Source organism: Microcoleus sp. CAWBG58, assembly GCF_020883045.1.
GTDB lineage: Bacteria > Cyanobacteriota > Cyanobacteriia > Cyanobacteriales > Microcoleaceae > Microcoleus.
Map to the genome: position 1 here is coordinate 166,771 of NZ_JAHRFA010000001.1, position 25,533 is coordinate 192,303.

Below are 25,533 nucleotides of genomic sequence, written 5' to 3' on the forward strand. Positions count from 1 at the left end.
TTCGGACTTTAGTTTTATTCTAAACGCTCGGAGGACTAAAGTCCTTACTACAAACCTGCGCTTTTGCCGCTGGTGGATAAGGTGTTCGATCGTTCGGACTTTAGTTTTATTCTAAACATCGGAGGACTAAAGTCCTTACTACAAACCTGCGCTTTTGCCGCTGGTGGATAAAGTGTTCGATCGTTCGGACTTTAGTTTTATTCTAAACATCGGAGGACTAAAGTCCTTACTACAAACCTGTTGGTAGTGAGGACTTTAGTCCTATTCTAAACGCTCGGAGGACTAAAGTCCGAACGATCGAACCTGTTGCGGCTGGCTTTATAAGAATTGTGCTGTCACATCGGAATTGACTAATGTATTCGCGCACAAAATACCCGATGCTGCGACGGCGGGAACCCCGATTCCCGGCATGGTGCTGTCTCCCACTCGATATAAGCCTTTGACTGGTGTTTGCGGCCCCGGAAATGTGCCTTTTCCAGCGGCGATTGCAGGCCCGTAGGTTCCTTGATAGCGGTGCAAAAATCGGGCGTGGGTTAGCGGTGTGCCGATCGACTCCAGGACTATTCGCGATCGCAAATCCGGTATAATTTTTTCTAAAGCTTTGAACAGAGATTGCGATCGCTCTTGCTTCCGTTTCTGATAACCGCCGCCATACTCCCAACCTGCGTAAGGTTCCAATGTATAGGCGTGAATCGCGTGATGTCCGGGCGGTGCAAGAGTTGCATCCCACACAGTTGGAATCGAAATCATGCAGGTATTTCCGGGTACTGTAATGTCAACCTTGCTGTCATGAACGACGACGTGGTGGCCGGTCAAGCCTTCAAGTCCTTCGGCTTTAATGCCTAAATGCAGGTGCATAAAACTGTCTACTGCGGGCATCGATAAGGCGGTTTTTCGGTAACTTTCCGGCAAATCTTCGGGGCGCAGTAATTTTGTGTAAGTATCCCAAACTGTGGCATTTGAAATCACAATTGGGGCGCGGATTGTTTCGCCATTTTGCAAGCGAACTCCCGTAGTTTTGCCAGATTCAACTAATATTTGTTCCACGGGTGTTCCCAATCGCAACTTTCCACCCCAGCGCTGCAAGCCTCGAACTAAGGCATCGACGATCGCACCGCTGCCACCTACAGGATACTCGATCGCCGATCGCGATCGTTCCCCAATCATAAAAGCGATTTCTGGTGCCACGGTTCCATGAGCTTTCAAGCCCGATAGCAAGAAGCACTCCAAATCGATCAAACGCCTCACCCAAGGATCCTGCACATCCCTATCCATTAATGTACCAGCCGAACTGGCGATCGCACCTAATGACGGCAAAAGCTTCAGCAAAGCAGGCGAGTAGCGAGACAGCAACACAGGTATCAACTGCCAGTCGGATCTCAGTGCTAAAGCCGGAATTCCACGCAAACCTTCATACAAAACTAATAAATTTTGTTGAAATTGCTGTAATTCTATAGCACCTTGCGGTGCGAATTTAGCTACAGCATCTAAGTAATTTCTCGCATCAGCATAAACTGGCAAACTTCCCTCAGGAAAATGGTAATGCCCCAGGGGATCGTAAGCAATAGCTGCGATCGATTCCTCCAAAATATTCAAGACTTGCCGCAAAGGATTCAGCGACTGGGCGTCACTCAAACCGCAATAAAAAGAAGGCCCCGAATCAAAGTGAAATCCCCGGCGCGAAAAGCTGTGAGCAGCCCCCCCCGCTATGGTGTGGCTCTCGCAGACGAGTACCCCTTTGCCGTAGCGAGCCAGCATCGCACCCGCCACCAAGCCGCCAATACCGCTGCCAATTACGATCGCATCAAAGTCTTGCATTTATCAAATGTGGTATGATTTTATTATTTATGGCTGACTCTTGACTCGCCCAAAAACGGGTACTGTGCCACGTACTTAAGTCGTGGACATACTAAGATTTTACACTCCTGCTCGAGTTCCTTTGATTCAATGCGAGAGTAAATCTAAAATCTAAAATCTAAAATCTAAAATCTAAAATCGACTAATAGGGTATTTTTTGGGGGGAGGAAAACTATGCAGTCTTTATCTATTTTAGATGAAGTTGTTCGCGAATTGGAACAAGATCTCAATCTTTCGCGCATTAAAAAAATTATCTATTTTGCTTGTAAAGAAAGTTGGGAAAACGATCCAGCAAAACTCGCCAGCGAAGATGTAGGAAAGTTGATCGAAGAGATCTGTGCTAAATACAGCAGGTTAGAAGATATTGAAACAGTTTTAAACAATATCGTTGCCAAGGTTAACAAAAAAACCGAGTACGCCTTAGTGGCAGATAAAATCGTCTGCCAACTGAGCAGGCTTTACGAGTACCAAGATTTTACCAAATTAGAAACAAATATATCTAATTTTGGTGGTAGCGAAGCACCTGCATTTGATGACCACTTCAATTCGCAACTGCCCGCAGGGGAGTCGCCAGAAAGAGACGCCGGAAACTTGTTTGATGTCCGACAAAAGATTGTACAGCAAACCAATCCGCTGAGGGCAAAAATTCTCATTTTTTCTACTCTTTATCACGATTTCACTTTTAGCGAGCGCGATTGGCTGCTGCTTAAAACCCAAGAACTTGACAAGCTGCTGCGACAACTATTTAATGTTTGTGGCAGCCTAGCCGAACTCGAATCTAATTTGTACGGAACTGCGGGCAAACTCGACAACACCGACGAATGCGACCAAGCAGCTAGCGTGATTATCAAAGCAATGAATCCTTGTTACGCAAAATTGCAACAGGAAGAACGCGATATAGCCGAAGATTCGGTTAGCGAAGATTCGTCTACCGAAGACTACGATCAAACGCATTTAAACAACAGTTTTTATGAAGATATTGTCCCGGTTGACAGGCGCAACGAATATTTTGAACCGGGGGATATTACTCAGATCATTCAAGCTGCTCCGGCTCACTATCATTATGACCCCCAGAAGAGTTACTTAGTGCCTGCTCCAGTAGAAAGCATACAGTTTAAAGACTCAAAAATCAGCAGCAATAATGCCACTGCTGATGTCAGACAGGAATTGGTAGAAACAGTCGAAGTTGCAGAAATGCCGACAATTGTCGAAAGTGTAGAACCAGCCGCTCCTGTCACTATCAATATTACCGATTCCATCAAACGCAAGTTGGGATTGGAAGAGGAAATGAAAGGCTTAGTCAGTCAAAGTGCTAACTCCGCAACGGCCCAAGTAGAACAAATATTCAGCGAGTTAGAAGCTGCTATGAACGGAAAATTTTCTACAGAAAGTGCCGAGGAGCGTTTGTATTGGAAATATAAAAGTCTCAGAAATTATGTAGCAAAAGTTCAGGGATTTACTGACAAATTAATGGAAATGCTGAGCGAAGTTGAGTCAAAAGAAAGCGGGGTTTCTCCTGCTGAAATCCAGGAGAATATTGCCGAAAATAGTTCAGCAACAGAGTCACAAAACTCTAGCCACAAACCAAATCAGTATCAGCTTGTGGAAATGGCAAAACAAGGCAAACCAAAGGCGATCGCCATTTTGATCAATCAATTGCTACAACCTAGGGGAATTACTGCCACAGCGGGATTTAAAGAGGGTTGGCTCCACGTCATTCTGGAGTCTGCCGAAGTCCCAAGCCAACAGGATACAGCTACATACATTTACAAAAAACTGGGTACTTTAAAATCACAGTCTCTGACTCATGTGAAAATTCACGGGCGACAATTCGGCAACAAAACAGTCGCTTGGACTCAAGATTTTGTGAATAAAACTAATTAAATGCCAAGATTAAAATTTGGGTTTCCAAAAACTTTCATCCCTTTCTAAGAGACCATAACTGCCATCAATCTATAAATATAGCGCTTCTCAAAAAAGTGAGATATGCCCTATGCCCTATGCCCTATGCCCTATGCCCTATGCCCTATGCCCTATGCCCATTAGTACCTCATCTTTCTGAGAAAGGCTATAGCAAGTACAGTTTGCCAAAAATCAACAACAAAACAACATGAATGCTAGCGAAATTTTAAGGCGATATACATCAGGAGAACTTGATTTTCAAGGTATGAATCTGAGAGGCGTTCACCTGAGCGGTGCAGATTTAATTGGCGTCAATTTAAGCAGTGCTGACCTCTGGGGTGCAAACTTAACGATGTCATACCTGAACAGAATTAACCTTCAGCGTGCAAATTTAACTAATGCCAAGTTTTCGGGTGCTAACTTAAATCAGGCAAACTTAAGCGGAGCAAATTTGTCTGATTCCGACTTCCACGGAGCTAGTTTGCAAGGTGTAGATTTTCGCAAAGCTAACATTTCTTTGGCAGTTTTTATCGATGCAAATTTGACTGATGCAGATATGCGAGGCGTCAATTTGCAAGGTGCAGATTTACGCGGTGCTTGCTTGCGCGGTGCGAATTTCCGGAAGGAACAGCGGATTTTTGAGGGTGCAAATTTACGGGGTGCAAATTTGCAAGGTGCAGATTTGCGGGGTGTCAATTTGCTGGGTGCAGATTTGACTAAAGCTAATCTCAGTCAAGCGAATTTGACTGAAGCAAATCTGCGGGAAGCAAATTTGACTCAAGCAAATTTGAACCAAGCTATTTTAGATGGCACATTTTTAACTGAAGCAACTTTGGTAGAAACAAATTTTTCTTGGGCTGTAATGACAAATGCTAAGTTGGAAAGAGCTGTATTAATTGATGCTGAATTGGCTGGTGCTAATTTGCGCGGTGCGTTTCTTCCTGATGCTAAGTTGAGTAATGCTAATTTGGTGATGGCTGATTTAAGTCGTGCTAATTTGGTGCGGGCTGATTTGAGTCGTGCTAATTTTAATCAGGCGAATTTGAGTGAAGCTGATTTGACTGATGCTTATCTGGCTCGAACTGATGTGCGGGATGCTATTTTACACCGCACAAGTTTGATTAGGGCTGATTTGAGTACGGCTAATTTAGCGGGCGCTCAATTCCGCGGCACGATTATGCCTAATGGAGAATTGCACGGTTAGGAATTGGTAATTGTTAGGTACGTAGTTGCGCTTCAGCGCTCTTTATTTCTTTAATATATGAAAGAGCACAGCAATTAGGTACGTAGTTGCGCTTCAGCGCTCTTTGCTTATATAAAGAAAGAGCGCGCAAGCACAACTACATACCTGGTTCGATCGCCCAATTCGCTCACAGCAATTAGGTACGTAGTTGCGCTTCAGCGCTCTTTGCTTATATAAAGAAAGAGCGCTGAAGCGCAACTACATACCTGGGAATTCTATAATCAATCTATATTCTAAAATCTACAATCAAATGGCGACACCAGTTGATTTTCCTAAATATTTGCAATCCCTAATTAAGTCCTATGAAAGCCAACCGGATCTCTACACGCTGACGGATTTACAGGTGGAGGTGCGGGTGGAAATTTCACCGGAAAATCGATCGCCCGAAACTCCCAAAAATAAACCAGAAACCAAAATAGAGCGCCTGGAAGTGCTCTCAGGAATCCGCAAATACTTGGACAAGGGAAATGTACTGCTAGTGGGGAAGCCCGGTTCGGGAAAATCGACGGTATTGCAGCGTTTTCGGTGGGAATTGGCACGGGAAGCATTGGAGGATTGCGATCGCCCGATTCCCGTGTTAGTCGAGTTGAGGCACGATTGGTCGATCGTAGAGGCAATCTGTGCAGAATTTGAGGATGCACAGCTTTATGTTAGCCCGGAAGAGGTAAATGATTTGCGGGTGCGTGGCAAGTTGCTGTTATTGCTGGATGGAGTGAATGAGGTGCCATCGCAAAAACGGCGGCAGGAGTTGCAACGATTCCACCAGAAAAATTCCCATACGCGGATGATTTTCACGACACGGGATTTAGCGCTGGGCGGATCTTTCGGGATTGAGAAAAAGTTAGAAATGTGCGCGCTGACACAACCGCAAATGCAGGAATTTGTGCACAAACATTTGCCGCAACATGGAGATTTGCTGCTGCGACAATTGCGCGATCGCCTGCGAGAAATTGCCGAAACGCCGTTACTGTTGTGGATGATGTGCGAGGTATTTGAAAAAACCGGGGAAATTCCGCAAAGTAAGGGCGAATTGTTTCAGAAGTTCGATCGCCAGTATGACGAGTTTAAGGGTTGTATCCCGGTTTCGGATGATTTTCGGCGCTTCAAATCGGATATTTTGCCGCAGTTGGCTTTTGTGATGTTGCAGGGCGATTTGCAGCAGCCTGCGGAGGGTTTGGTGGCAATTTCGCGCAATTCGGCTGAGGGAATTTTGGAGTGCTGGTTGCGCGATCGGGGGGTTTTGGATGCGCCAACAAAGGCGAAGGAATGGCTGGAGGATTTGCTGGAACATCATCTGTTGCAGGTGGCGGCAAAGCCGGAGGAAATTGAGTTTCACCACCAATTGTTTCAGGAGTATTATGCGGGGCGGGCGTTGCTGAAACTGTTGGTTGAGAAGCATCAAGATGCGATCGACGATCGACGGTTACAGTATTTCTATTTAAATTATTTTAAATGGACTGAGCCTCTGGCGTTCATGCTGTCGTTGTTGGGGGATGAGGTGCAGGCGGTGCGGGTGGTGCGGCTGGCTTTGGAGGTGGATTTGATGTTGGGGGCGCGGCTGGCGGGGGAGGTGCAGCGAGAGTTTCAGCAGCGCGCATTTGGGTTGGTGGATGGGTTGGATGTACCGGGGTGGTTGAAGGTTGGGCTTTTGGGAGAAGTGCGATCGGATGAGGCGATTCCGGGATTGCTGAAACTCCTTGAACATTCAGACTCATTTGTGCGTATTAGTGCGGTATATATGTTAGGCACGATCGGTTCCGAGACAGCGATTTCGAGATTACTTAAACTCTTTGAGCATTCACACTCTGATGTGCGATCAATTGCGGGAGCTGTGTTATGTAAAATCGGCTCCGATGCGGTAGTTATGAGCTTACTTAAGCTCGTTGAACATTCAGACTCTGATGTGCGTTGGAGATCGGCAGATACATTAGGAAAAATAGGTTCCGAGGCAGCGATTCCTGAATTGATTAAACTTATTGAAGAATCAAACTCTAATTTACGTAGAAGAGCCGCAGACGCATTGTGCGAAATCAGTTCCGAGGCGACAATTCCGGAATTAATTAAACTCGTTGAACATTCAGACTGTTATGTGCGTTGGAGAGTCGCATATGTGTTAGGTAAAATCGGTTCCGAGGCGACGATTCCGGGACTACTTAAACTTATTAAAGATTCAGACTCTGATGTGCGTATGATAGTGGCAGATTCGTTAGGTAAATTCTGTTTAAATGTGTCAATTTATGGATTACTCGAACTGGTTAAAGATTCAGACTGGTTTGTTCGTAAAAGAGCGGTAGATATCTTAGGTGAAACATATTCTGAAGTGGAAATTGCAGAATTACTTAAACTCTTTGAATATTCAAACTACGATATGGTTAATAGTCTGGCAAATCCGTCAGATAAAATGGGATACGATGTAAGAATTCCGGGATTATTTAAACTCGCTAAAGCTTCAGACTCTTATGTGCGTAGTAGCGTGTCAGATGGCTTAGGTAAAATAGGTTACAAGACGGCGATTCCGGAATTGTTTAAACTTCTTAAGAAGTTATACTATTATGTGCTTAGTAACGTGGCAGATGCTTTAGGCAAAATTGGTTCCAAGGCGGCGATTCCGGGATTACTTGAACTCGTTGAAGATTCCGACTATGATGTGCGTAAAAGTACGGCAGATGCTTTAGGCAAAATTGGTTCCAAGGCGGCGATCTCGGAATTGCTTAAACTTCTTCAAGATTCCGACTATGATGTGCGTAAAAGTGCGGCAGATGCCTTGGGCAAAATTGGTTCCGAGGCGGCGATTCCCGGATTACTTAAACTCGTTAAAAATTCACATTCTGATGTGCGTAAAAGTGCGGCAGATGCCTTGGGTAAAATTGGTTCCGAGGCGGCGATTCCCGGATTGCTTGAACTCGTTAAAAATTCACATTCTGATGTGCGTGATCGTGCGGCAGATGCCTTAGGGAATATCGGTTCCGAGGCGGCGATTCCCGGATTACTTAAACTTGTTGAACATTCAGATTATTGGGTGCGTAGTAGTGCGGCAGATGCCTTAGGGAATATCGGTTCCGAGGCGGCGATTCCCGGATTACTTAAACTCGTTGAAGATTCAGATTATTGGGTGCCTAGTAGTGCGGCAGATGCCTTAGGCAAAATCGCTAAGCAGCACAAAGAAAAAGTCGCCCCCCATCTCCCCCACCTCCTCACCTTAATTACCTCCGAATCAAGCAAAAAAGTTCACCGCCTCATCCTCGCCATCCAAGCCGCCTGCAAATACTACAACTACCGGATTCGTCAGTTGTCCCTAACACCGCAGCCAGCCAAACTACCCCAACCAAACGAGCTCCTTGCTAAAATTGACGAAACCACCCAGCAAATCCACAACAGAACAAAACAAATGGCCGATCAACCCACCCAAGACTTCTCCAAAGCAACCTTCAACGCCCTCGTCAACTTCGGCACCAACAACGGCAATCAAGCCCAAAACCTCACCGTCGCCGCCCAGCAATCCTCCCCTGAAGCCGCACTCAATGCAGTAGTGCAAATAATTCAAGCATTAGAAAAAAAGTATACCTACGTGCAAGACGAACAACAAGCACGTCATATTATTGATGCAGAATTTAAGGAAATTAAAGAGAAAAAACCCATCGAGTGGCAAAACCTAATCAGCCTCAAACGGCTTTATAACGGTGGCAAAAATGCAGCAGTGAAAGTTGGCGAACACTTCGCCGAATCAAGCCCCTGGGTAAAAGGATTTGTTGGCTTCCTCGAAGGCGTATCCGAAGACGTGAATTAGCCATAGGAATTACGCACGGGAGCTCAGAAACCGGGTTTTTGCGAAGATACTTCGTTCGTACTCGAAGATTAAGTAAAAAACCCGGTTTCTCACCCCACGCCACTACTGTCAACTGCCAACTGCCAACTGACTAATGACTCCTTAAAACAACTTTAGCCGATCGCGCAAAATCTCAGCTTGTTTTTCCGATTCCGCCAAAGCATCCCTCGCGCCCTTAACCACATCAGGAGTAGCCTTATCCACAAACTTCTGATTAGTCAAACGCGCCGCAGTATGCTTAATTTCAGCTTCCACCTTGGCAAGCTTCTTCTCCAACTTACCGCGCAAAGCCGCTAAATCAACCACACCAGCCAAAGGAATCAAAACTTGGACAGTACCAACAACCCCAGCAATTGACCCCCCCTGCCCCCCCTTACCAAGGGGGGGATTAAGGGGGGGTTCTGCATCCAAACTAGCTGTCACCGTCAGATTTTCGACTCTCGCCAAATCTTTGATGTAAACGCTTCCATCCAAGAGAATTTGGCGTTCCTTTTCATTTTCGCTTTGCAAAATCGCCGTCACCTTCACACTGGGTTTGATATCCGAATCAGCCCGCAAATTGCGAATAGTGCGAATCGTCCCGAACAACAACTCAAACTGCTGTTCTAATTCAGAATTAATTAGTGACGGTTCTGGTTCAGGATAAGCTTGCAAAGCCAAACAATCATCATCACCCGTTTGAGTCAGAGTGTGCCAAATTTCCTCAGTAATGTGCGGCATAAAAGGATGCAGCAATTTCAGAATTCCTTCCAACACAAAAGCAAAAGTTTGCTGTGCAACTTTCTTAGAATTGGGTTCAGCATCCTGTTGTAAGCGAGACTTGACTAACTCAATATACCAGTCGCAAAAATCGCCCCAAATAAACTCATAAAGCCCCTTCGCCGCTTCTCCCAAACCGTAATTTTCTAAACAAGTGCGACTTTGTTGTACAACTTGATAATAGCGAGAAAGAATCCAGCGATCGCTAAGGTTCGTAGTAAGGACTTCAGTCCTCTCCCCCTGCGGACTAAAGTCCTCACTACGAACCTGGTTTGTAGTAAGGACTTCAGTCCTCTCCCCATGAGGACTAAAGTCCTCACTACGAACCAGATAGGGAGGACTTCCCAACTGCTGTGGAGTCTGTCCCTCCAGATTCATCATCACAAACCGGGCGGCATTCCACAACTTATTAGTAAAATTCCGGGAAGTCTCAACTGATTTAGATTCATCAGTTTTGCGATCGTACTCCATGCGAATATTCTGCCCGGCCCCAATCACTTCCTTAACCAAAGTGTAGCGCAAAGCATCAGTCCCGTACTTCGCAATCAACAGCAGCGGGTCAATACCGTTGTTTTTACTCTTAGACATTTTGTGGCCGTTTTCATCCAACACCAAACCGTGAATGTAAACAGTCTCAAAAGGCATCTTTCCAGTAAAATGTCCGGCCATCATCGTCATTCTAGCAACCCAGAAAAAGATGATATCAAAACCAGTCACCAGAGTAGTTGTCGGATAGTAAAAATCCAAATCCTTAGTTTCGTCCGGCCAGCCCAAAGTTGAGAAAGGCCACAATCCAGACGAAAACCAAGTATCCAATACATCTGGATCTCTTGCTAGCTGGACATCCTGACCAAACTTAGCTTCCGCTTTTTCCCGGGCTTCACTTTCAGTTTTAGCCACCACAAACGGCGTTGTATCAGTAATTTCGCCGTGAGTTTCGCTAACAGCATACCAAGCCGGGATTTGATGTCCCCACCACAATTGTCGGGAGATACACCAATCTTTCAGCTTCACCAACCAATCGCGATAAACCTTTGTCCATCTTTCAGGAACAAAGACAGGTGAATTATTTTGATCTAAGGCTTCCAAAGCGCGCTGAGACAGAGGATCTATTTTCACAAACCATTGAGTAGATAGCAACGGTTCGACGGGAACCTTGCCGCGTTCGCTGTAGGGAACTGTATGTTTGTAATCTTCAATTTTCACTAAAACTCCGTCTGTTTCTAGCCGCTTTATCACATTTTTGCGGGCAACAAATCTGTCTTGTCCCTGGAACTCTCCGGCATTTTCATTTAAAGTGCCGTCTTTATTCATAATGTTGATAAACGGCAAATTGTGGCGCTTACCCATCTCAAAGTCATTCGGATCGTGGGCGGGAGTCACCTTCACGCAACCTGTTCCGAAAGTCGCGTCAACTAATTCATCGGCAAAAATTGGAATTTCGCGATCGACAATGGGCAAAGTGACAGTTTTACCGATAAGATGCTTGTAGCGATCGTCCTCTGGATTCACAGCAACCCCAGTATCGCCCAACATCGTCTCCGGCCGAGTCGTCGCCACCTCCAAATAACCCGAACCATCCGTCAAAGGATAGCGGAAGTGCCACAAATGCCCCTCAACTTCCTGCTGATCCACCTCCAAATCCGACACAGCAGACTGACTCGCCGGACACCAATTCACCAAGTAATTGCCGCGATAAATCAGCCCCTCATCGTAGAGGCGAACAAAAGCTTCTAAAACCGCAGCGGATAAGCCTTCATCCATCGTAAAGCGTTCCCGCGACCAATCGACAGACACGCCCAAACTGCGTAATTGATTAGTAATAGTATTGCCAGACTCAGCTTTCCATTCCCAAGCCCGTTCTAGGAATTTTTCTCTACCTAAATCGTGGCGAGTTTTGCCTTGTGCTTTGAGTTGTTTTTCGAGAATAGTTTGAACAGCGATACTAGCATGATCGGTTCCCGGCAACCACAGCGTATTGCGTCCAGTCATGCGGTGATAGCGGACGAGGACATCAATTAGGGTTTCTTCAAAGGCGTGTCCCATGTGGAGGCTGCCGGTCACGTTGGGTGGCGGAATGACAACGCAGTAGGGTTCGCCGCCTTTTTCGCGATCGGCTTTGAAGGTTTGGTTGTCTTCCCAGTATTTTTGCCACTTGGTTTCGGTGGCTTTGGGGTCGTATTGGGGCGGTAGGTTTGCGGTCATGGTGGCTTTGGAGTTGTATCTTATTTATGATTGTGCCACAGGAGAGGGAAGAGAAGAGTTTTTAACCGCAGAGGGCGCAGAGGACGCAGAGGGAAGAGTATTGCGAGGGTTTTGGGTGTAGTGAAAACCTTTCATCCCTCTCCTCTCTGCGCTCTCTGCGCCCTCTGCGGTAAAATCCTCTTAATATCTATTTCACTTCTCTATAATCCACTTCATTAAGAGAAGATTTTTGAACCGCAGAGGGCACAGAGGGCGCAGAGGGAATAGTGTTGCGAGGGTTTTGGGTTATGATTTTGATATTGATTTGAAAAGAGGAGAGGGGAGTTGGCAGAGGATCTTAATGAATTGAGTTACGCTGTGATTGGGGCGGCGATGGAGGTTCATAAGGAGTTGGGGCCGGGGTTTTTGGAAGCGGTATATGAGAATTCGTTGCGTGAAGAACTGTTGCGGCGGGGAATTCGTTTTGACCCTCAACCTACGGTGAATGTTCTTTATAAGGGTGTTGTGGTTGGGGAAGGCAGATACGATATGCTGGTTGCTAACACTCTGGTTGTTGAATTAAAGTCAGTCCAAACTATACTGCCTATCCATGAGGCTCAAGTTATATCATATCTGAAGATGACTGGTTATCCTCTCGGTCTTCTCATTAATTTTAATGTCCGCTTTTTAAAAGAAGGAATCCGCCGCCTGATCCTGTCTTAAAAAACTCTCACTTTTCCCTCTCTGTGTTCTCTGTGCTCTCTGTGGTAAAATCCTCTTATTAAGAGAAGATTTTTTTTACCGCAGAGGGCGCAGAGGGCGCAGAGGGAAGAGTGTTATGAGAGTTTTGGATGTTGTGGAAAATTCTCTGATCTTTCTCCTCTCTGTGTTCTCTGCGGTCTCTGTGGTAAAATCCTCTTAATATCTATTTCACCTCTTTATAATCCACCCCATAACTCGTATCTCTCCCCGACAAATATGTAGTTTTCCCCGTTAAAGTCTCTAAAGTTTCTCTCGTTTTACTCGAAGTAATCGTATTCAGCGGCACTCCCAACTTGCTAGCCAAACCCGCCGCCACGCCCACACCTTGTCCTTGATAAATATTCACCGTCGCAATTCGCCCGACTGATACCGCCATCCCGACATATCCGGACGATCGCCCTACGATCGCCAAATTACTCACTTTACTAGCCAAAGCGCTCTCTATCCCAAAATTATAGGTTGGCAGTGGCGGAATTCTCGATTCCAAGTCCTTGACTCCGCCCCGCAAGTCGAAATCATAGGAAAAACTGCCGATCGACTTTTCGGCCTCGGTTCCTCCTTTGATAATCTCCTTCCCACTTAGCGGCGCCACCACATCCCGAACGTTCAAAGTTTGTCTGATGTAAACTTCATCAGGGATAAATACTCTCACATCTTTACCCGATTTTTTTTGCAGCCATTCTTGCAGATATGACATTTCTTTTAGCATCTCAGGAGTCGGTTTTCTGTCGTTAGCTTCCATCTTCATTAGTTGGTCAACTTGATATTTAAACAGAAAGCCGTTCCACGACATGGAATTATCCTTATAAACGCAAATATTTGCCTTGTCAAAAAAGAAGCCTTTATCTTGAGTAAAGGGCAGATTTCTATCAACATGATATGCCGCTCCCAAAGCTACACTTCTAATATTGTAGCCGTCTCGATATGCCTGATAAATCGGGCTTAAAAAATTCCTCATCCAAAATTCGGCACTCGCATCATCTTTATATTTGGTAATACTTGTTTTAATCTTTTCTACTAAAGGCGTGTTGTAAAGAATCTCATCTTCCATTCTACGGAGATCGGATATCGTCAGGCCCGTAATTGTCGGAACTATAGATATCGCTAAGGTTTCATTTTTGGATTTAATATTTTGCGATTCATATCCTGTATAATAAGATAACCCGGCTTTGACTGCGAGTTCGGCATCTTGAGTTACGTCAATGAAAGAGTTAGCTTTGATTTTGATGCCACTGCCTTTTACTTCGGCATATTCAATTTTTTTATCGACTACGTGGGGAGTGAGAGTCGAGTTGGAAATAACTTTAACTCCGGCTGCTGAAAGCATATCTTTGAGTGCTTTATCTGCTGTTTTTGGTTCCAAGCAAGATTCGGGCACGTTGGCTTTGTCGAGGAATTCCCGGAAACATTGGGCGTAGGGTTGGTTGTACCAGTCGGGGATTTTATCTAAATCGACGTAACCTAAGCCGCCGCGGGTGAGTACGCCGCCTAACATTGCGGTTTCATGGTTCGATCGCACTACCGCGACTTTTCCCTTTGCACCTAGGGTCTTTTTTGCCCATATAGCGGCACAGATTCCCGGCACTTCATCGCCGTATACTACTACATCGAAGTGGCGATCTGCTGGTGTTGGATGCGCTGCTGGGGGATTGTTTGTGGCTGTTTGTCGCAGGCTTTCGGTGTCTGAGGTGGCACTTGCTAGATTGCGGTGGGCGATCGAGCTTTTTACGTCTTTGAAATACGGGGAGTCAGCTAAAACTTTTATGGCTACAAAAAATATGGCAATGGCAGCTATTTTCTTGAAAGTAGGAAGCATTTAGTTGACTTTTTGATAATTTTGGATTACCTGAAAGTGCTATTCAGGGTTTACGGAGTTGAATATACCACGTTTAGGTAATTTCGGCACAAGTTTAAGTTTTCCGGGAACGGTTGCGATTAGTATTGATGTTAAGTTAATTCACAGCTTGTAGTAACCGTAACACTCTGCTGCTATTTTCAAAGCATCAGTGAAAAACGATAAACTGATGAAAGTACAAGTTTTGTGTGTTCAATCTGCGATCGGCCCTAATGCTCACGAGGTTGTGCTGTTTAGCAAATACTGAATCGCAGCAACCAACAGCAGTGGATGGAGAAACTCGTCAAAGGGCGATCGCAATTCTCGAACAGTTACCGGAAGCTGTGCTTGATGAAGCAGTGAGGTTTCTGGAATCTTTGTATGTTAAGGGCGATCGGCTACAATAAGTTAACAACAGCAATTAAGTCGTCTTAAAAATACAGAAAAAATGGAAAAAGTTTTTGTACATCCTGAATGTCCTTTTTCAACAGAGACATTTAGCTTATTGGCAGAATTTTCTGAAAACCCAAGCTCAGATTTTCACATAACACATAAAAAAGATTTCTTAAAATATGTAGAAAAGCCAGTTAAATATATTTTAAGCCAGGTAGAAGATCAGTTACCTGATTTTATCAAAAAGTATATAAATATTAAGTATGAGAGCTGTTGCCTCATTGATTCATCAAAATATTCGGAATCTACAGTAGTCTATAGGGTAGACTACTGTAATTTTAACAGTATGATTCCTCTCGAAGCTGCTCAGTTAATGTTAAAATTGGAATACCCCACATTAACTTTTGGTTTAAAAGCACAAAAGACTGTGTTTGAGTTCATGCTATACAATTATAAAAAAAAATATAGAAATGACCTTGATTCAGTAGAAATACTTAAAGGTTATAACCTTCCCAATAAAGATGAATTTTATTTAGACTATAGCATTGAAAAAGAACCCGATGGCTATTATCGCGTTCCTCGTACTTTGAACTGGCAGGATATTGTTTTTACTAGCACAAAAAAACCGCGCAAATATACTTGTATTTATGAACTTTTAGAAAGTATCTTGAAAGAGCTTCCTCTGGATTCATTAGAATCTGAAAACTTTTCAGAAGCATCTCTAGAATTGGAACGACAAATGATTTTTTTGAATGATATTTTTGTTGGCATTTCACTTGATTTACAAGAAATATTAGGATATTCTGTTCAACAAATAGTTTACAAAATAGCACAAACGTTTAAAAAAGTATTTCCCTTATTTCTCATTAGCAATAAGAATTTACCTCTTCTTATTAGTGAATATTTTTCAGTATATGAACAGGAATTTAACCCAGTGTATCAACTCGAAAAAATTTCAAAACTTACAGGTTTTCAAACAACCCAACTAACCCAATGGATACACGCCATTAACCGCAAAGGCCAAGCCATCATCCAAGGCCCGCCCGGAACCGGAAAAACCTTCATTGCAGAAAAACTAGCCAAACACTTAATCGGTGGTGGTGACGGTTTCTCAGACATTATCCAATTTCACCCAGCCTATACCTACGAAGACTTTATCGAAGGCCTCCGCCCAACAACTAAAAACGGACAATTAACCTACTCAATAGTTCCCGGTAGATTCCTAGAATTTTGTGAAAAAGCCGAAGTCTGTGAAGATAACTGCGTTCTCATTATTGATGAAATTAATCGTGCAAATTTATCTCAAGTCTTTGGAGAGTTAATGTATTTGCTTGACGATCGCGATCGCACTGTTAAACTAGCCAGCGGTCAACAATTTAAAATCCCTACAAATGTCCGCATCATCGGCACAATGAACACCGCAGACCGTTCTATTGCCTTAGTCGATAACGCACTCCGCCGCCGTTTCGCATTCATTCCCGTCTATCCCAACTATGAAGTGCTGCGACAATATCACCAGAGAGAGAAAACAGGTTTCCCAGTTGATAAATTAACTAGCATTCTCGAAAATGTCAATCGGGCAATTAACAACAAACACTATGAACTAGGCATCTCCTTCTTTTTGACAAAAACTTTAGCTGAAGATATCCAAGATATTTGGCAAATGGAAATTGAGCCATACCTCGAAGAATACTTCTTTGACAACCAGGAAAAAATGGATGAATTTTGCTGGTATAAAATCAAGGACAAATTTAGCAAGTGATAATCTAATGCTAAATACATGGACAAAAATAAACAATGTCATTGTTCACTGCGCTCCGCAATCTCAAGGCTTTGCGATTGCTTCGTGCCTCGCAATGACATGATGGTGTTTGCGATTGCTTCGTTCCTCGCAATGACAACCACTAACTAAACCGTATTTCTATGAAACGAGAATCACCCCAAATCATCGAACTTACAGAATATCAATTAGCAACTTTTCAACGAAATTTAATCCCCGAATTAGTAGGAGAAAAAATACTCCAGAATTATGACAAGGAAATCGACATAGAATTTCCCAACCCTAAAACAAAATATCAATGGCACTTAAAATCTAAAGGCAGAGTTGGCAATATTCCAATTACTCCCGAATTTCACATTGCCATCCGCCCAAAGGTTCCCATAAACAATATCTTTGGAATGCTTGACTATGCCTACGAACTTAATATAAATTTTCCGAAAGGACAGATTGAGTGCGAATCTTTGGAACAAGTATATGAACGATTAGCTAATATTCTTGCCCATAAAATCTTAGAACGCTGTCGCAAAGGATTGTATCGCGATTACTTACCCAAAACCGAAAAACTCGCTTACATTCGCGGCCGCGTTGATGTCCGGGAAGCTGTGCAAAAACCTTGGGAAGTTAAACTAAAATGTCACTATAACGAACAAACAGGCGATATCGAAGACAATCAAATTCTGGCTTGGACACTTTTCATCATTGGCCGCAGCGGTTTGTGCCGCGAATCTGTGTCATCGACGGTGCGAAAAGCCTTTCACGCACTCCAAGGATTTGTTACTCTAACATCTTTTAAATCTGAAGCTTGTATCGATCGCACTTATCACCGTCTCAATCAAGATTATCAAATATTACACGCCCTCTGTCGCTTCTTTCTGGAGAATACTGGGCCGAGTCACGAAACTGGCGATCGCCAAATGCTACCTTTTCTCATAGACATGGCGAAGTTATACGAACAATTTGTCGCTCAATGGCTCACAGCAAATACACCAAAAGGCTTTTTTGTCAAGCAACAACACCTAGTTACATACAACCAAAATTATTTCGATCGCATTGACTTACTCCTATGCGACATAGCAACAGATAAAGTCCAATACGTCCTCGATACCAAATACAAAGCTCCCGATCGAGCAGACAGTGGAGACCGTCATCAAATAGTCGCCTACGCCAATGCAGTCAAGTGTAACAATGCAATTCTCATCTACCCGCAACTCCTCAGCCACCCACTAGACATAAAACATGGCGATCTGCGAGTTCGCAGTCTAAACTTTTTCCTAAATGACGATCTTAATGAAGCCGGAGAAAGATTCTTAGCCTCTCTACTTCCCAGCACCGTCTCCTATTGGTGACAACTTAAGTAAAGGTACAAATTTTTAAGGCATACAAAAAAATGTAAATAGCTGAAATACTTACAGGCAAAGCAGTTTAGCTCTACTGAAGGAGTAAGGTAGCTAAAGTGCTTTGCTTGTTTACTGCGATCGCTCCCGATCGCCAATGAGATAATTTCCAAAACAGTCTCGATCTAGACCAAATCAATTAATAAGCCGTATAATTAAAACAGGACAAAAAGTAATTATCCAGAAACAACTTCCGTTCCCCAAAAGCACATTGATTCGCGCCGTCATATACGTATTATTACTGCAATGTGACAGTTTCGAGACTGCTAAATAAGCAATCAACAAAAAGCTGTGATCTGGATCAATGCGCGATAAGGAATTTTCCCTAGGGTGCCTCTCTTAACCTCCCTCACTCTACTTCAATCAAAAATATGATGAATTCTCAAGATGTTTTGACGAGTCGTGATGGGTACTTACCCAACAAGGAAACTGATTCACTAAAAACTACTGACGGTGTCTGTATGGATCTTCCATTACACAGTCAGGATATTTCCTCTGTCGAGGACTCTCAACTCGATCTAACTCCATCTGACTATGTGACTATTCATCAATGGTTTGAAGCACAGGTTAAGCAGACTCCTGATGCGATCGCCCTGTCATTTCAAGGGCAAGAATTAACCTATGATGCCTTAAATCAACGCGCCAACCAGCTCGCCCACTACCTTCAAGCACTAGGAGTGCAACGGGATGAACTGATTGCTATCTCCATGAATCGCTGCATGGAAATGGTGATTTGCTTTTTGGGGGTGATGAAGGCTGGGGCGGCCTATGTGCCGATCGACCCAGCCTATCCCCACGAACGTCGAGCATACAAGTTACAAGACGCTGCTGTGCGATTCATTTTGATTCAACAGGATCTGGTTGAATTTTTACCCGAACACAATGCTCGCGTGATTTGTCCAGATACAGGCTGGCACGATATCGCGCCCTACAGCACTGAAAATTTGTCTCTGCTGAGAACGCCCGAGGATTTGGCTTACGTTATTTATACCTCTGGTTCGACCGGAAATCCCAAGGGTGTAATGATTGCTCACCGAGGCATTGTTCACCACAGCAAGGCGATCGTACAGGCATTTAATCTTGGATCGGGCGATCGGGTACTTCAATTCTCTAGCATGAGCTTTGACATCATCATTGAGGAAGTTTTTCCATCCTTGGTAAGTGGTGCAACAATTGTGCTGCGAACTGAAGAGTGTATTAGCTCTACCCGCAAATTCCTCGAATTTATTGAGCAAGAACGCATTACTATTCTGGACTTGCCAACTGCTTTTTGGCACGGCCTCGTCAGCGGACTCTCATTGCTAAGTGTTCCCATGCCTCCAGATGTGAGATTGGTGATTGTGGGCGGAGAAAAAGCCTCTCGCGCTCTGTATGGTGAATGGCGACAATTGGTTGGGGAATATCCTCGTTGGCTCAATACCTATGGGCCGACTGAAACTACGGTGACGGCCACCATTTTTGACCCGATCGCTGAAGGTTACGATCTCAGTAGTGAAGCAGACATTCCGATTGGTCGCCCTCTTCCCAACAGCCAAATTTACATTCTGGATGAAAACCTAAATCCTGTACCAGATGGCGATGTTGGAGAACTGTATATTGGCGGCCCAGGGCTTGCAAGGGGATATCTCAATTTGGCAGAACGCACTGCAAGTAAGTTTATTCCTAATCCATTGAGCGATCGACCTGGAGCCAAACTTTACACAACAGGGGATACTGCCCGCTATTTACCCAATGGAACGTTGGAGTTTATTGGTCGCATCGATTTTCAAGTCAAAATTCGAGGTTTTCGGATTGAGTTACTAGAGATTGAAACCTATTTGGAACAGTACCCATCTGTGGAGCAAGGTATAGTTTTGGCGCGGGAAGATGTACCCGGTGAAAAGCGCTTAGTGGCATATATCATTCCGAAGCACGGACAACCAACTCAGGTATCTGCATTGCGTAGTTTTCTACAAACAAAGCTACCGGCATACATGATTCCGGCAGCGGTTGTAGTGATGGAGAGCTTCCCCATGACCCCCAATGGTAAAGTCGATCGTCGTGCATTCCCAGAACCGCAGGTTGCTGATATGGTTCAATGCAGTGAAATTGTGTTGCCGATTGATGGACTAGAATCTCAACTTGTCCAAATTTGGGAGCAGGTACTCAGTATTAAGCCGATCGGTACTACGGATAATTTCATGGATTTAGGCGGTACATCCCTGTTAGCAGCTCGCTTAGCTGACAAAATTGATGAAAAGTTCCAGCAGAGTTGGCCGCTATCGATTATCTTCCAAGCCCCAACCATCAAACAATTAGCCAACATTCTACGTCAAGGCAATATCCCCAACCAAAGCCTTTCCTTAGTTGAGATTCAACCGAAGGGTTCTCAGACACCACTATTTCTGTTTGAAGGAGTGTCTATTTATCATCCGTTAATTCCATATTTGGGGCTAGATCGGCCGATATATGGCTTAATTGCCATTGCTAAAGATGGCGTGAATGGGCCAGTCAATCAAGTTGAGGCGATCGCCGACTATTACATCAATGAACTTGTGAAGGTACAACCAGAAGGCCCCTATTATTTGGGTGGCTTGTCATTTGGAGGTATTGTTGCTTTTGAGGTAGCTCAAAAATTGGCAGCTAAAGGACAGGAAACAGCGTTATTGGTGATGTTTGATTCGATGTTGCCCTCTGCCTACAAGCCATTACCCATTCAGCAGCGACTGCGCTTCCATGCCCAAAAAATTGCTAAGCAGGGTATAGGTTACATCGTCAGTAGTGTCGTCGATAAAATAACGACAGTTACAGACAAAATGACAATGCTGGCCCGCAAGACGATCGGGCAAAACATTAAGGTGAAAGAACCTACAGAGTCAATGTCTTACACCACAGACTATTTGATGACAGAGAAGATAATTGAGCAAGCAGAACGAGCTTACCTGCCAAAACCCTATGCTGGCAAAGTCGTTATGTTTAGAGCGCTCGATTCTCAAGATGGCCTAAGTGTCAGTCTCGATCCGGATCTAGGCTGGAAACCTTATGTCAAAGACGGTATGACCATTTACGATGTACCTGGAGACCATCTAGGTATTTTAGTGGAACCCAATGTCGGGGCGATCGGCAACCAAATCAAGCTATTGCTGGAAGAGGGAATGGTGCACCACTAAAGTTTTTGGCATTCTTAATCTATATTCAGTCAGGGTGACATCGAACTTATTGCGGCGATCGGAAAGATGAGGTACAACTTAGATTTTAGATTTGAGATTAGGGGATTCGAGGATTTGGGGATTGCCGGATTGGGGAATAGTTAATAAATTCGTGAAGACCTTATCTTTGGGAAAACCGCTATAGATAAATCAAGAACGTAGAACTTCCCTCGATCGAGCCTGCAAAACATTTTTCAACTCTCTATTTCTAAACACTCTACCCTAACTCAATATGCTTCGGTTAACACTTTTTTGCGAATCTCATCTAAAGATTTCATACGCAATACAAGCATTTTTTGAAATTCCGGTATTTCTGAAATGAATTGTACAGCTACCTCCACATCGGTTAGGACAGAAATAAACTCATGAATAGATTCCTGACCCCTCCAGAATAAGCGGTTTAATTTCGTTGCTACAACTGTCAACAATCAACTGTCAACTGCCAACAATCAACTGCCAACTGCCAACTGAATCACCGTCTGCCGTTCATTATCACCCAAAAAAAAGAGGCGCACTCGCGCCTCTCAAATTTTTCATGTCAGAGTTCTAAACACTAACAGCAACTTTTGATTCTTTTGCAGTCAACTTCTCGTAAGTCGCCCGCATCTTCAATCCGACCAATACTTGGAACAAACCTGTACCATTGTTGGAACCAGGATATTCGCGGTGTTGGAGTAACAGGTGAGTCAACTCGCCTTCGTATTTCGCAGAAGTCTTGCTCAAGTGGCTTTCGATATAAATCACTTCTTCGAGATTCTCGAACTGACCGTCTACTTCCAAAATTGAGACTTCGTGGCCGTAGAAAGCATCTGGGCCGTAGTACATCTTAATTCCCGGATAGGAACAAGTCAGTTTGCGACCGCAAGGAATCCAGTTAATTGTCGAACCTTCGTCAAACAAATACGCAGGTTCAAAGTTGGCGATACCTTCGCGCTGGATCATTTGGACGCGCAGAACCTTCCGTTCTTTGTCATCTTTGATCAAGTTGGTCGGCAATACTTGAATTACCACGTCAGCATATTGCTTTTGTGGGTCGATATAGGCTGTGAAATCCGGTTTGCGAGCATTGATCGCAAACAACACGTCTTCGTAACGGTGGCCCCGTTCCGCCATGTCGCGCTGGATTTTCCAAGCAATTTTTACTTCGTCGCTGATGTCGAGGTAGACGCTGAAGTCGAGGAGATTTCTCACTCGCTCATCGTAAAGGGGGTGTAACCCCTCAATCACAATCACGTGATTCGGCTCTACCCGCTCAGGAGGATCGAGCAGACCGGTTTCGTGGTTGTAAATCGGCTTGTCTATTCCCCGACCTTCTTTGAGCGCTTTCATTTGCTCGGCCATCAGGTCAAAATTGTTCGCTCTGGGGTCAAGGGCGGTAATCCCTGTTTCCTTGCGTTGCTTGCGATCGAGACAATGATAGTCGTCAAGGCAGATTACAGTCACGAAATCTTCCCCGAACAAATCTGTCAATCGGCGCAAAAAAGTAGATTTTCCGCATCCGGAGTCTCCGGCAACGCCAATTAAAACCACGCGATCCGGCTTACTGGTCATAGTTTCCCTCTAACAAAATCACTGTTTACTAAGTAACTGAAGTCTAGATTCCAAAAAATTTCAGCCCGCAGGTAGCTACAAGCAGGCTTTCTGCGGGTTTGCTACCCCGAAAGGATCGATCACTCACCAGCATACAGCAGTCAGTTGACTGCCTGCCCGGGAAGACCCAAGAAATCTTCAAGGCAAGAAATTAATAGTGACGCTCCCACACCAACCGCAAGCGGTATGTTGTAGGCATCTGAGTCCGGTCAAGGATATCAATATCTTCCTTCGAGGTACTCCAATTGTTTCCCTCTACGGCATTTTATAGTGAGGAACACGTCCAGCCCCACTTGTCACATGAAATATTTTCTATCTAGACCTAGATTGTTATTCTGCGATCGAAGATGCCAGCATTTTACCAGAATTATTACTGCGGAGTGCTTGTCTCGTTGCCATCTTTAAGAATGCTAGTTGGCTGTGCCCAACATCGCGGTGAGAGGATCGCTCCTCACTATCCGCGCGGCTGCCATCCCAGCCCATAATCAAAGATTATGGGCTGGGGATTCCCGCCTGTACAGCTAAATCTTGCTTTCAGCAAGACAGCATTTAAGTTGTATATTTCTTGAGCCGTATTCCCCTCTCCCTCTCCTCATCTCCGCCTCTCTCCCTCTCTCCTCCTCTCCCCCTCTCCTCAAATCAGAACGAGTTATCGGGGCAGATCCCCCGATCGGGTAAAATATTGGCAGTACGCAGACAACAATAGCTATAGGTCATCACCTGAATGCAGCCGGGCGAGGCCAAGGGCGGCGATCGGCTAATCGGGAATTAGAGGCAGAGCGATCTCAACTTGACACTCCCGCCTGCGCGGCGAGGCCCAAAGATTCGCGCGGGCAAATTAGTCCAGGTGGCCTTAAGAAAAAAGTAAATTGAGTCTAACGTCACATTCTCTTTCTTTATAACTCTGTATCGTGAAGGACAAGCAACAAATGTACAGCCCAAGCATATCTGGTGTAGCGGCCAACTCAGAATCAGGCAGCCGCATCTTTGTTTACGAAGTGGAGGGTATGCGTCAGAGTACAGCAACTGACGAAACAAATCACCCGATTCGCCGTAGTGGCAGCGTCTTTATCTCCGTGCCTTACGATCGCATGAATCAGGAAATGCGGAGAATTGCTCGCATGGGTGGCAAAATCGTCAGCATCCGCCCCTCAAACGGCGCTCCCGAAACTACTAATGGCAAAGTCGCACCAGAAGCAGGGCTACAGAGTCAGAAATCTGGAGAAAAAACTAAGCCCATGACTCAAGCAAAGGAAAAAGTTCAGGTTCCTGTTAACCTCTACAAGCCGGCCAATCCCTATATTGGCAAGTGTATTTCTACAGAAGAATTGGTCAGAGAAGGCGGCGATGGTACAGTCCGTCACGTCAAATTTGACATTTCTGGAGGCAACTTGCACTATCTAGAAGGTCAAAGTATCGGGATTATTCCCGATGGGACTGATAAAAACGGTAAACCTCACAAAATTCGGCTTTACTCGATCGCCTCCACCCGTCACGGAGACGATGTAGATGATAAAACAGTGTCTCTGTGCGTCCGCCGCCTGGAGTACAACGATCCGAACAGTGGCGAAAGAGTGTTCGGCGTTTGTTCGACTTTTTTAACAGGTTTGCAGCCTGGGGATGATGTCAAAATCACCGGCCCGGTAGGCAAGGAAATGTTGTTGCCCGAAGACGAAAATGCCACCGTGATTATGATGGCTACTGGTACGGGTATCGCTCCTTTCCGTGCTTATTTGTGGCGGATGTTTAAAGAAAACAATCCCGATTACAAATTCAAAGGTTTAGCTTGGCTGTTCTTTGGAGTTGCCTACACTCCCAACATTCTGTATAAAGAAGAGTTGGAGCAACTGCAACGAGAGTTCCCCGATAATTTCCGATTGACTTATGCCATCAGCCGCGAGCAAAAGAGTGCAGAAGGCGGCAAAATGTACATTCAAAACCGGATTCAAGAGAACGCTGACGAACTGTGGGAGTTGGTTCAACGGCCGAATGCTCACACTTACATCTGCGGTTTGAAGGGCATGGAAGGCGGCATCGATCAGGGAATGTCTGCTGCATCTAGCAAGCACGGCATTGACTGGGCTGGCTATCAAAAACAGTTGAAGAAAGAGCATCGCTGGCACGTTGAAACTTATTAATGTGTAGCTTGATTTAATCTGATTTGTAGGGCGAGCTTAGGCTTGCCCTATTTTTTTATGAAACAGTTTTTAGCCCGCATTCCGCAGTTATGGCTTTGATGAGTAAGGTTTTTCATGTATCAATACTTCGGACAGTTTTTTAACGACTCTGTAAGCGTTACAGCGTAAGCCCTGGCATTTTTAATGTTTTTTTGAAACGAGCGGGCTAGACTCAAACATTGAAAAAATACTCATCCCTATAGCCATCAAGGGTTTGAGATACTCGATTAGATCTAAAAATGTCCGAAGTATTGATGTATTCACTTTATAAAAAACATCTGCGCCTGTCTTTTCTAATTTTGGTATTATTATTGTCTGATTTTTGCGACGACATAAAAAAATGAATTCACAGATATTTCCTAATATATTCCCTTGTGGAATCCTTGAGCTAATACCATTTTTTTAAAGTTATGACAGACTTTAGCAAACAGGGAAAGTGGATACATTAGAACCCACATTCCGCACCCCCAACTGGCACATAGGGGGATTGAGGGGGGAAAAGTGAATCATCCGAGACAAAATGAGTAGAAATACTCAATTATCTCGGTGACTCAACATCACCCAGTAGTCCATTCTGAAAAATTGACGTGAGGACGTGAGTTAAATCTGATGTAGGTTAAAATTGCGGCCATAAACCAAGTTTA

14 protein-coding genes are annotated in these 25,533 nt (G+C 44.5%); 9 read left to right on the plus strand and 5 right to left on the minus strand.

Annotated features, from left to right (window positions below; translation table 11 throughout):
* Positions 1-318 precede the first annotated feature (318 nt).
* The gene (locus tag QZ918_RS00815) at positions 319-1,818 is read right to left on the minus strand and encodes a phytoene desaturase family protein (protein WP_293329869.1); all 1,500 of its coding nucleotides are present in this window, start codon (positions 1,816-1,818) and stop codon (positions 319-321) included.
* Positions 1,819-2,031: 213 nt separating this feature from the next.
* Here QZ918_RS00815 and QZ918_RS00820 point away from each other — a divergent pair, with 213 nt between their 5' ends.
* From QZ918_RS00820 to QZ918_RS00830, 3 genes are all read left to right on the plus strand, one after another.
* The gene (locus QZ918_RS00820) at positions 2,032-3,741 is read left to right on the plus strand and encodes a hypothetical protein (RefSeq protein ID WP_293329872.1); all 1,710 of its coding nucleotides are present in this window, start codon (positions 2,032-2,034) and stop codon (positions 3,739-3,741) included.
* A 226-nt stretch (positions 3,742-3,967) separates the two neighbouring features.
* Positions 3,968-4,963: a pentapeptide repeat-containing protein gene (locus tag QZ918_RS00825; protein ID WP_293329874.1), complete on the plus strand. Its 996-nt coding sequence runs from the start codon at positions 3,968-3,970 to the stop codon at positions 4,961-4,963.
* A 289-nt stretch (positions 4,964-5,252) separates the two neighbouring features.
* Positions 5,253-8,789, plus strand: a complete 3,537-nt coding sequence (locus QZ918_RS00830; RefSeq protein WP_293329876.1) for a HEAT repeat domain-containing protein — start codon at positions 5,253-5,255, stop codon at positions 8,787-8,789.
* 141 nt (positions 8,790-8,930) lie between these two features.
* Here the strand turns inward: QZ918_RS00830 and QZ918_RS00835 are convergent, their stop codons facing one another.
* Positions 8,931-11,792 (minus strand): valine--tRNA ligase, encoded by a 2,862-nt coding sequence (locus QZ918_RS00835; RefSeq protein WP_293329878.1) that lies wholly within the window; start codon positions 11,790-11,792, stop codon positions 8,931-8,933.
* 324 nt (positions 11,793-12,116) lie between these two features.
* Here QZ918_RS00835 and QZ918_RS00840 point away from each other — a divergent pair, with 324 nt between their 5' ends.
* Positions 12,117-12,494, plus strand: coding sequence for a GxxExxY protein (locus tag QZ918_RS00840; RefSeq protein WP_293144152.1), 378 nt, complete (start codon positions 12,117-12,119; stop codon positions 12,492-12,494).
* 202 nt (positions 12,495-12,696) lie between these two features.
* Here the strand turns inward: QZ918_RS00840 and QZ918_RS00845 are convergent, their stop codons facing one another.
* Entirely contained in the window at positions 12,697-14,349 is a 1,653-nt protein-coding gene (locus tag QZ918_RS00845; RefSeq protein WP_293329880.1) for an FAD-dependent oxidoreductase, read from the minus strand.
* A gap of 251 nt (positions 14,350-14,600) precedes the next feature.
* On the opposite strand from QZ918_RS00845, the gene QZ918_RS00850 reads away from it, so the two are divergent.
* The 4 genes from QZ918_RS00850 to QZ918_RS00865 all read left to right on the plus strand — a co-directional run bounded on the left by QZ918_RS00850 (position 14,601) and on the right by QZ918_RS00865 (position 21,083).
* Positions 14,601-14,774, plus strand: coding sequence for a hypothetical protein (locus QZ918_RS00850; RefSeq protein ID WP_293329882.1), 174 nt, complete (start codon positions 14,601-14,603; stop codon positions 14,772-14,774).
* A gap of 41 nt (positions 14,775-14,815) precedes the next feature.
* Positions 14,816-16,522 carry an McrB family protein gene (locus QZ918_RS00855; RefSeq protein ID WP_293329884.1) on the plus strand — a complete coding sequence of 569 codons (1,707 nt, stop codon included), beginning with the start codon at positions 14,816-14,818 and terminating at the stop codon, positions 16,520-16,522.
* Between the two features lie 161 nt (positions 16,523-16,683).
* Complete coding sequence (locus tag QZ918_RS00860) at positions 16,684-17,886, plus strand: McrC family protein (protein ID WP_293329886.1); 1,203 nt, start codon at positions 16,684-16,686, stop codon at positions 17,884-17,886.
* 419 nt (positions 17,887-18,305) lie between these two features.
* Entirely contained in the window at positions 18,306-21,083 is a 2,778-nt protein-coding gene (locus tag QZ918_RS00865) for a non-ribosomal peptide synthetase (protein ID WP_293329890.1), read from the plus strand.
* Positions 21,084-21,668: 585 nt separating this feature from the next.
* On the opposite strand, the gene QZ918_RS00870 is transcribed toward QZ918_RS00865, so the two are convergent.
* Together QZ918_RS00870 and QZ918_RS00875 are read right to left on the minus strand one after the other, a co-directional pair.
* Complete coding sequence (locus QZ918_RS00870) at positions 21,669-22,673, minus strand: phosphoribulokinase (RefSeq protein WP_293144172.1); 1,005 nt, start codon at positions 22,671-22,673, stop codon at positions 21,669-21,671.
* A 369-nt stretch (positions 22,674-23,042) separates the two neighbouring features.
* A complete protein-coding gene (locus QZ918_RS00875) occupies positions 23,043-23,201 on the minus strand; it encodes a hypothetical protein (RefSeq protein ID WP_293329895.1) in 159 nt (52 codons plus the stop codon).
* A gap of 440 nt (positions 23,202-23,641) precedes the next feature.
* Here QZ918_RS00875 and cpcD/petH point away from each other — a divergent pair, with 440 nt between their 5' ends.
* Entirely contained in the window at positions 23,642-24,850 is a 1,209-nt protein-coding gene (gene cpcD/petH, locus QZ918_RS00880) for a bifunctional rod-capping linker CpcD/ferredoxin--NADP reductase PetH (protein ID WP_293329898.1), read from the plus strand.
* Positions 24,851-25,533 lie beyond the last annotated feature (683 nt).

Excerpts from the sequence above, each read along its gene's own strand:
- QZ918_RS00835 (WP_293329878.1), bottom strand. The coding sequence starts at position 11,792 with ATGACCGCAAACCTACCGCCCCAATACGACCCCAAAGCCACCGAAACC.
- QZ918_RS00865 (WP_293329890.1), top strand. The coding sequence starts at position 18,306 with ATGATGAATTCTCAAGATGTTTTGACGAGTCGTGATGGGTACTTACCC.
- QZ918_RS00855 (WP_293329884.1), top strand. The coding sequence starts at position 14,816 with ATGGAAAAAGTTTTTGTACATCCTGAATGTCCTTTTTCAACAGAGACA.
- QZ918_RS00830 (WP_293329876.1), top strand. The coding sequence starts at position 5,253 with ATGGCGACACCAGTTGATTTTCCTAAATATTTGCAATCCCTAATTAAG.
- QZ918_RS00850 (WP_293329882.1), top strand. The coding sequence starts at position 14,601 with ATGCTCACGAGGTTGTGCTGTTTAGCAAATACTGAATCGCAGCAACCA.
- QZ918_RS00825 (WP_293329874.1), top strand. The coding sequence starts at position 3,968 with ATGAATGCTAGCGAAATTTTAAGGCGATATACATCAGGAGAACTTGAT.
- QZ918_RS00815 (WP_293329869.1), bottom strand. The coding sequence starts at position 1,818 with ATGCAAGACTTTGATGCGATCGTAATTGGCAGCGGTATTGGCGGCTTG.
- cpcD/petH (WP_293329898.1), top strand. The coding sequence starts at position 23,642 with ATGTACAGCCCAAGCATATCTGGTGTAGCGGCCAACTCAGAATCAGGC.
- QZ918_RS00820 (WP_293329872.1), top strand. The coding sequence starts at position 2,032 with ATGCAGTCTTTATCTATTTTAGATGAAGTTGTTCGCGAATTGGAACAA.
- QZ918_RS00860 (WP_293329886.1), top strand. The coding sequence starts at position 16,684 with ATGAAACGAGAATCACCCCAAATCATCGAACTTACAGAATATCAATTA.
- QZ918_RS00845 (WP_293329880.1), bottom strand. The coding sequence starts at position 14,349 with ATGCTTCCTACTTTCAAGAAAATAGCTGCCATTGCCATATTTTTTGTA.
- QZ918_RS00870 (WP_293144172.1), bottom strand. The coding sequence starts at position 22,673 with ATGACCAGTAAGCCGGATCGCGTGGTTTTAATTGGCGTTGCCGGAGAC.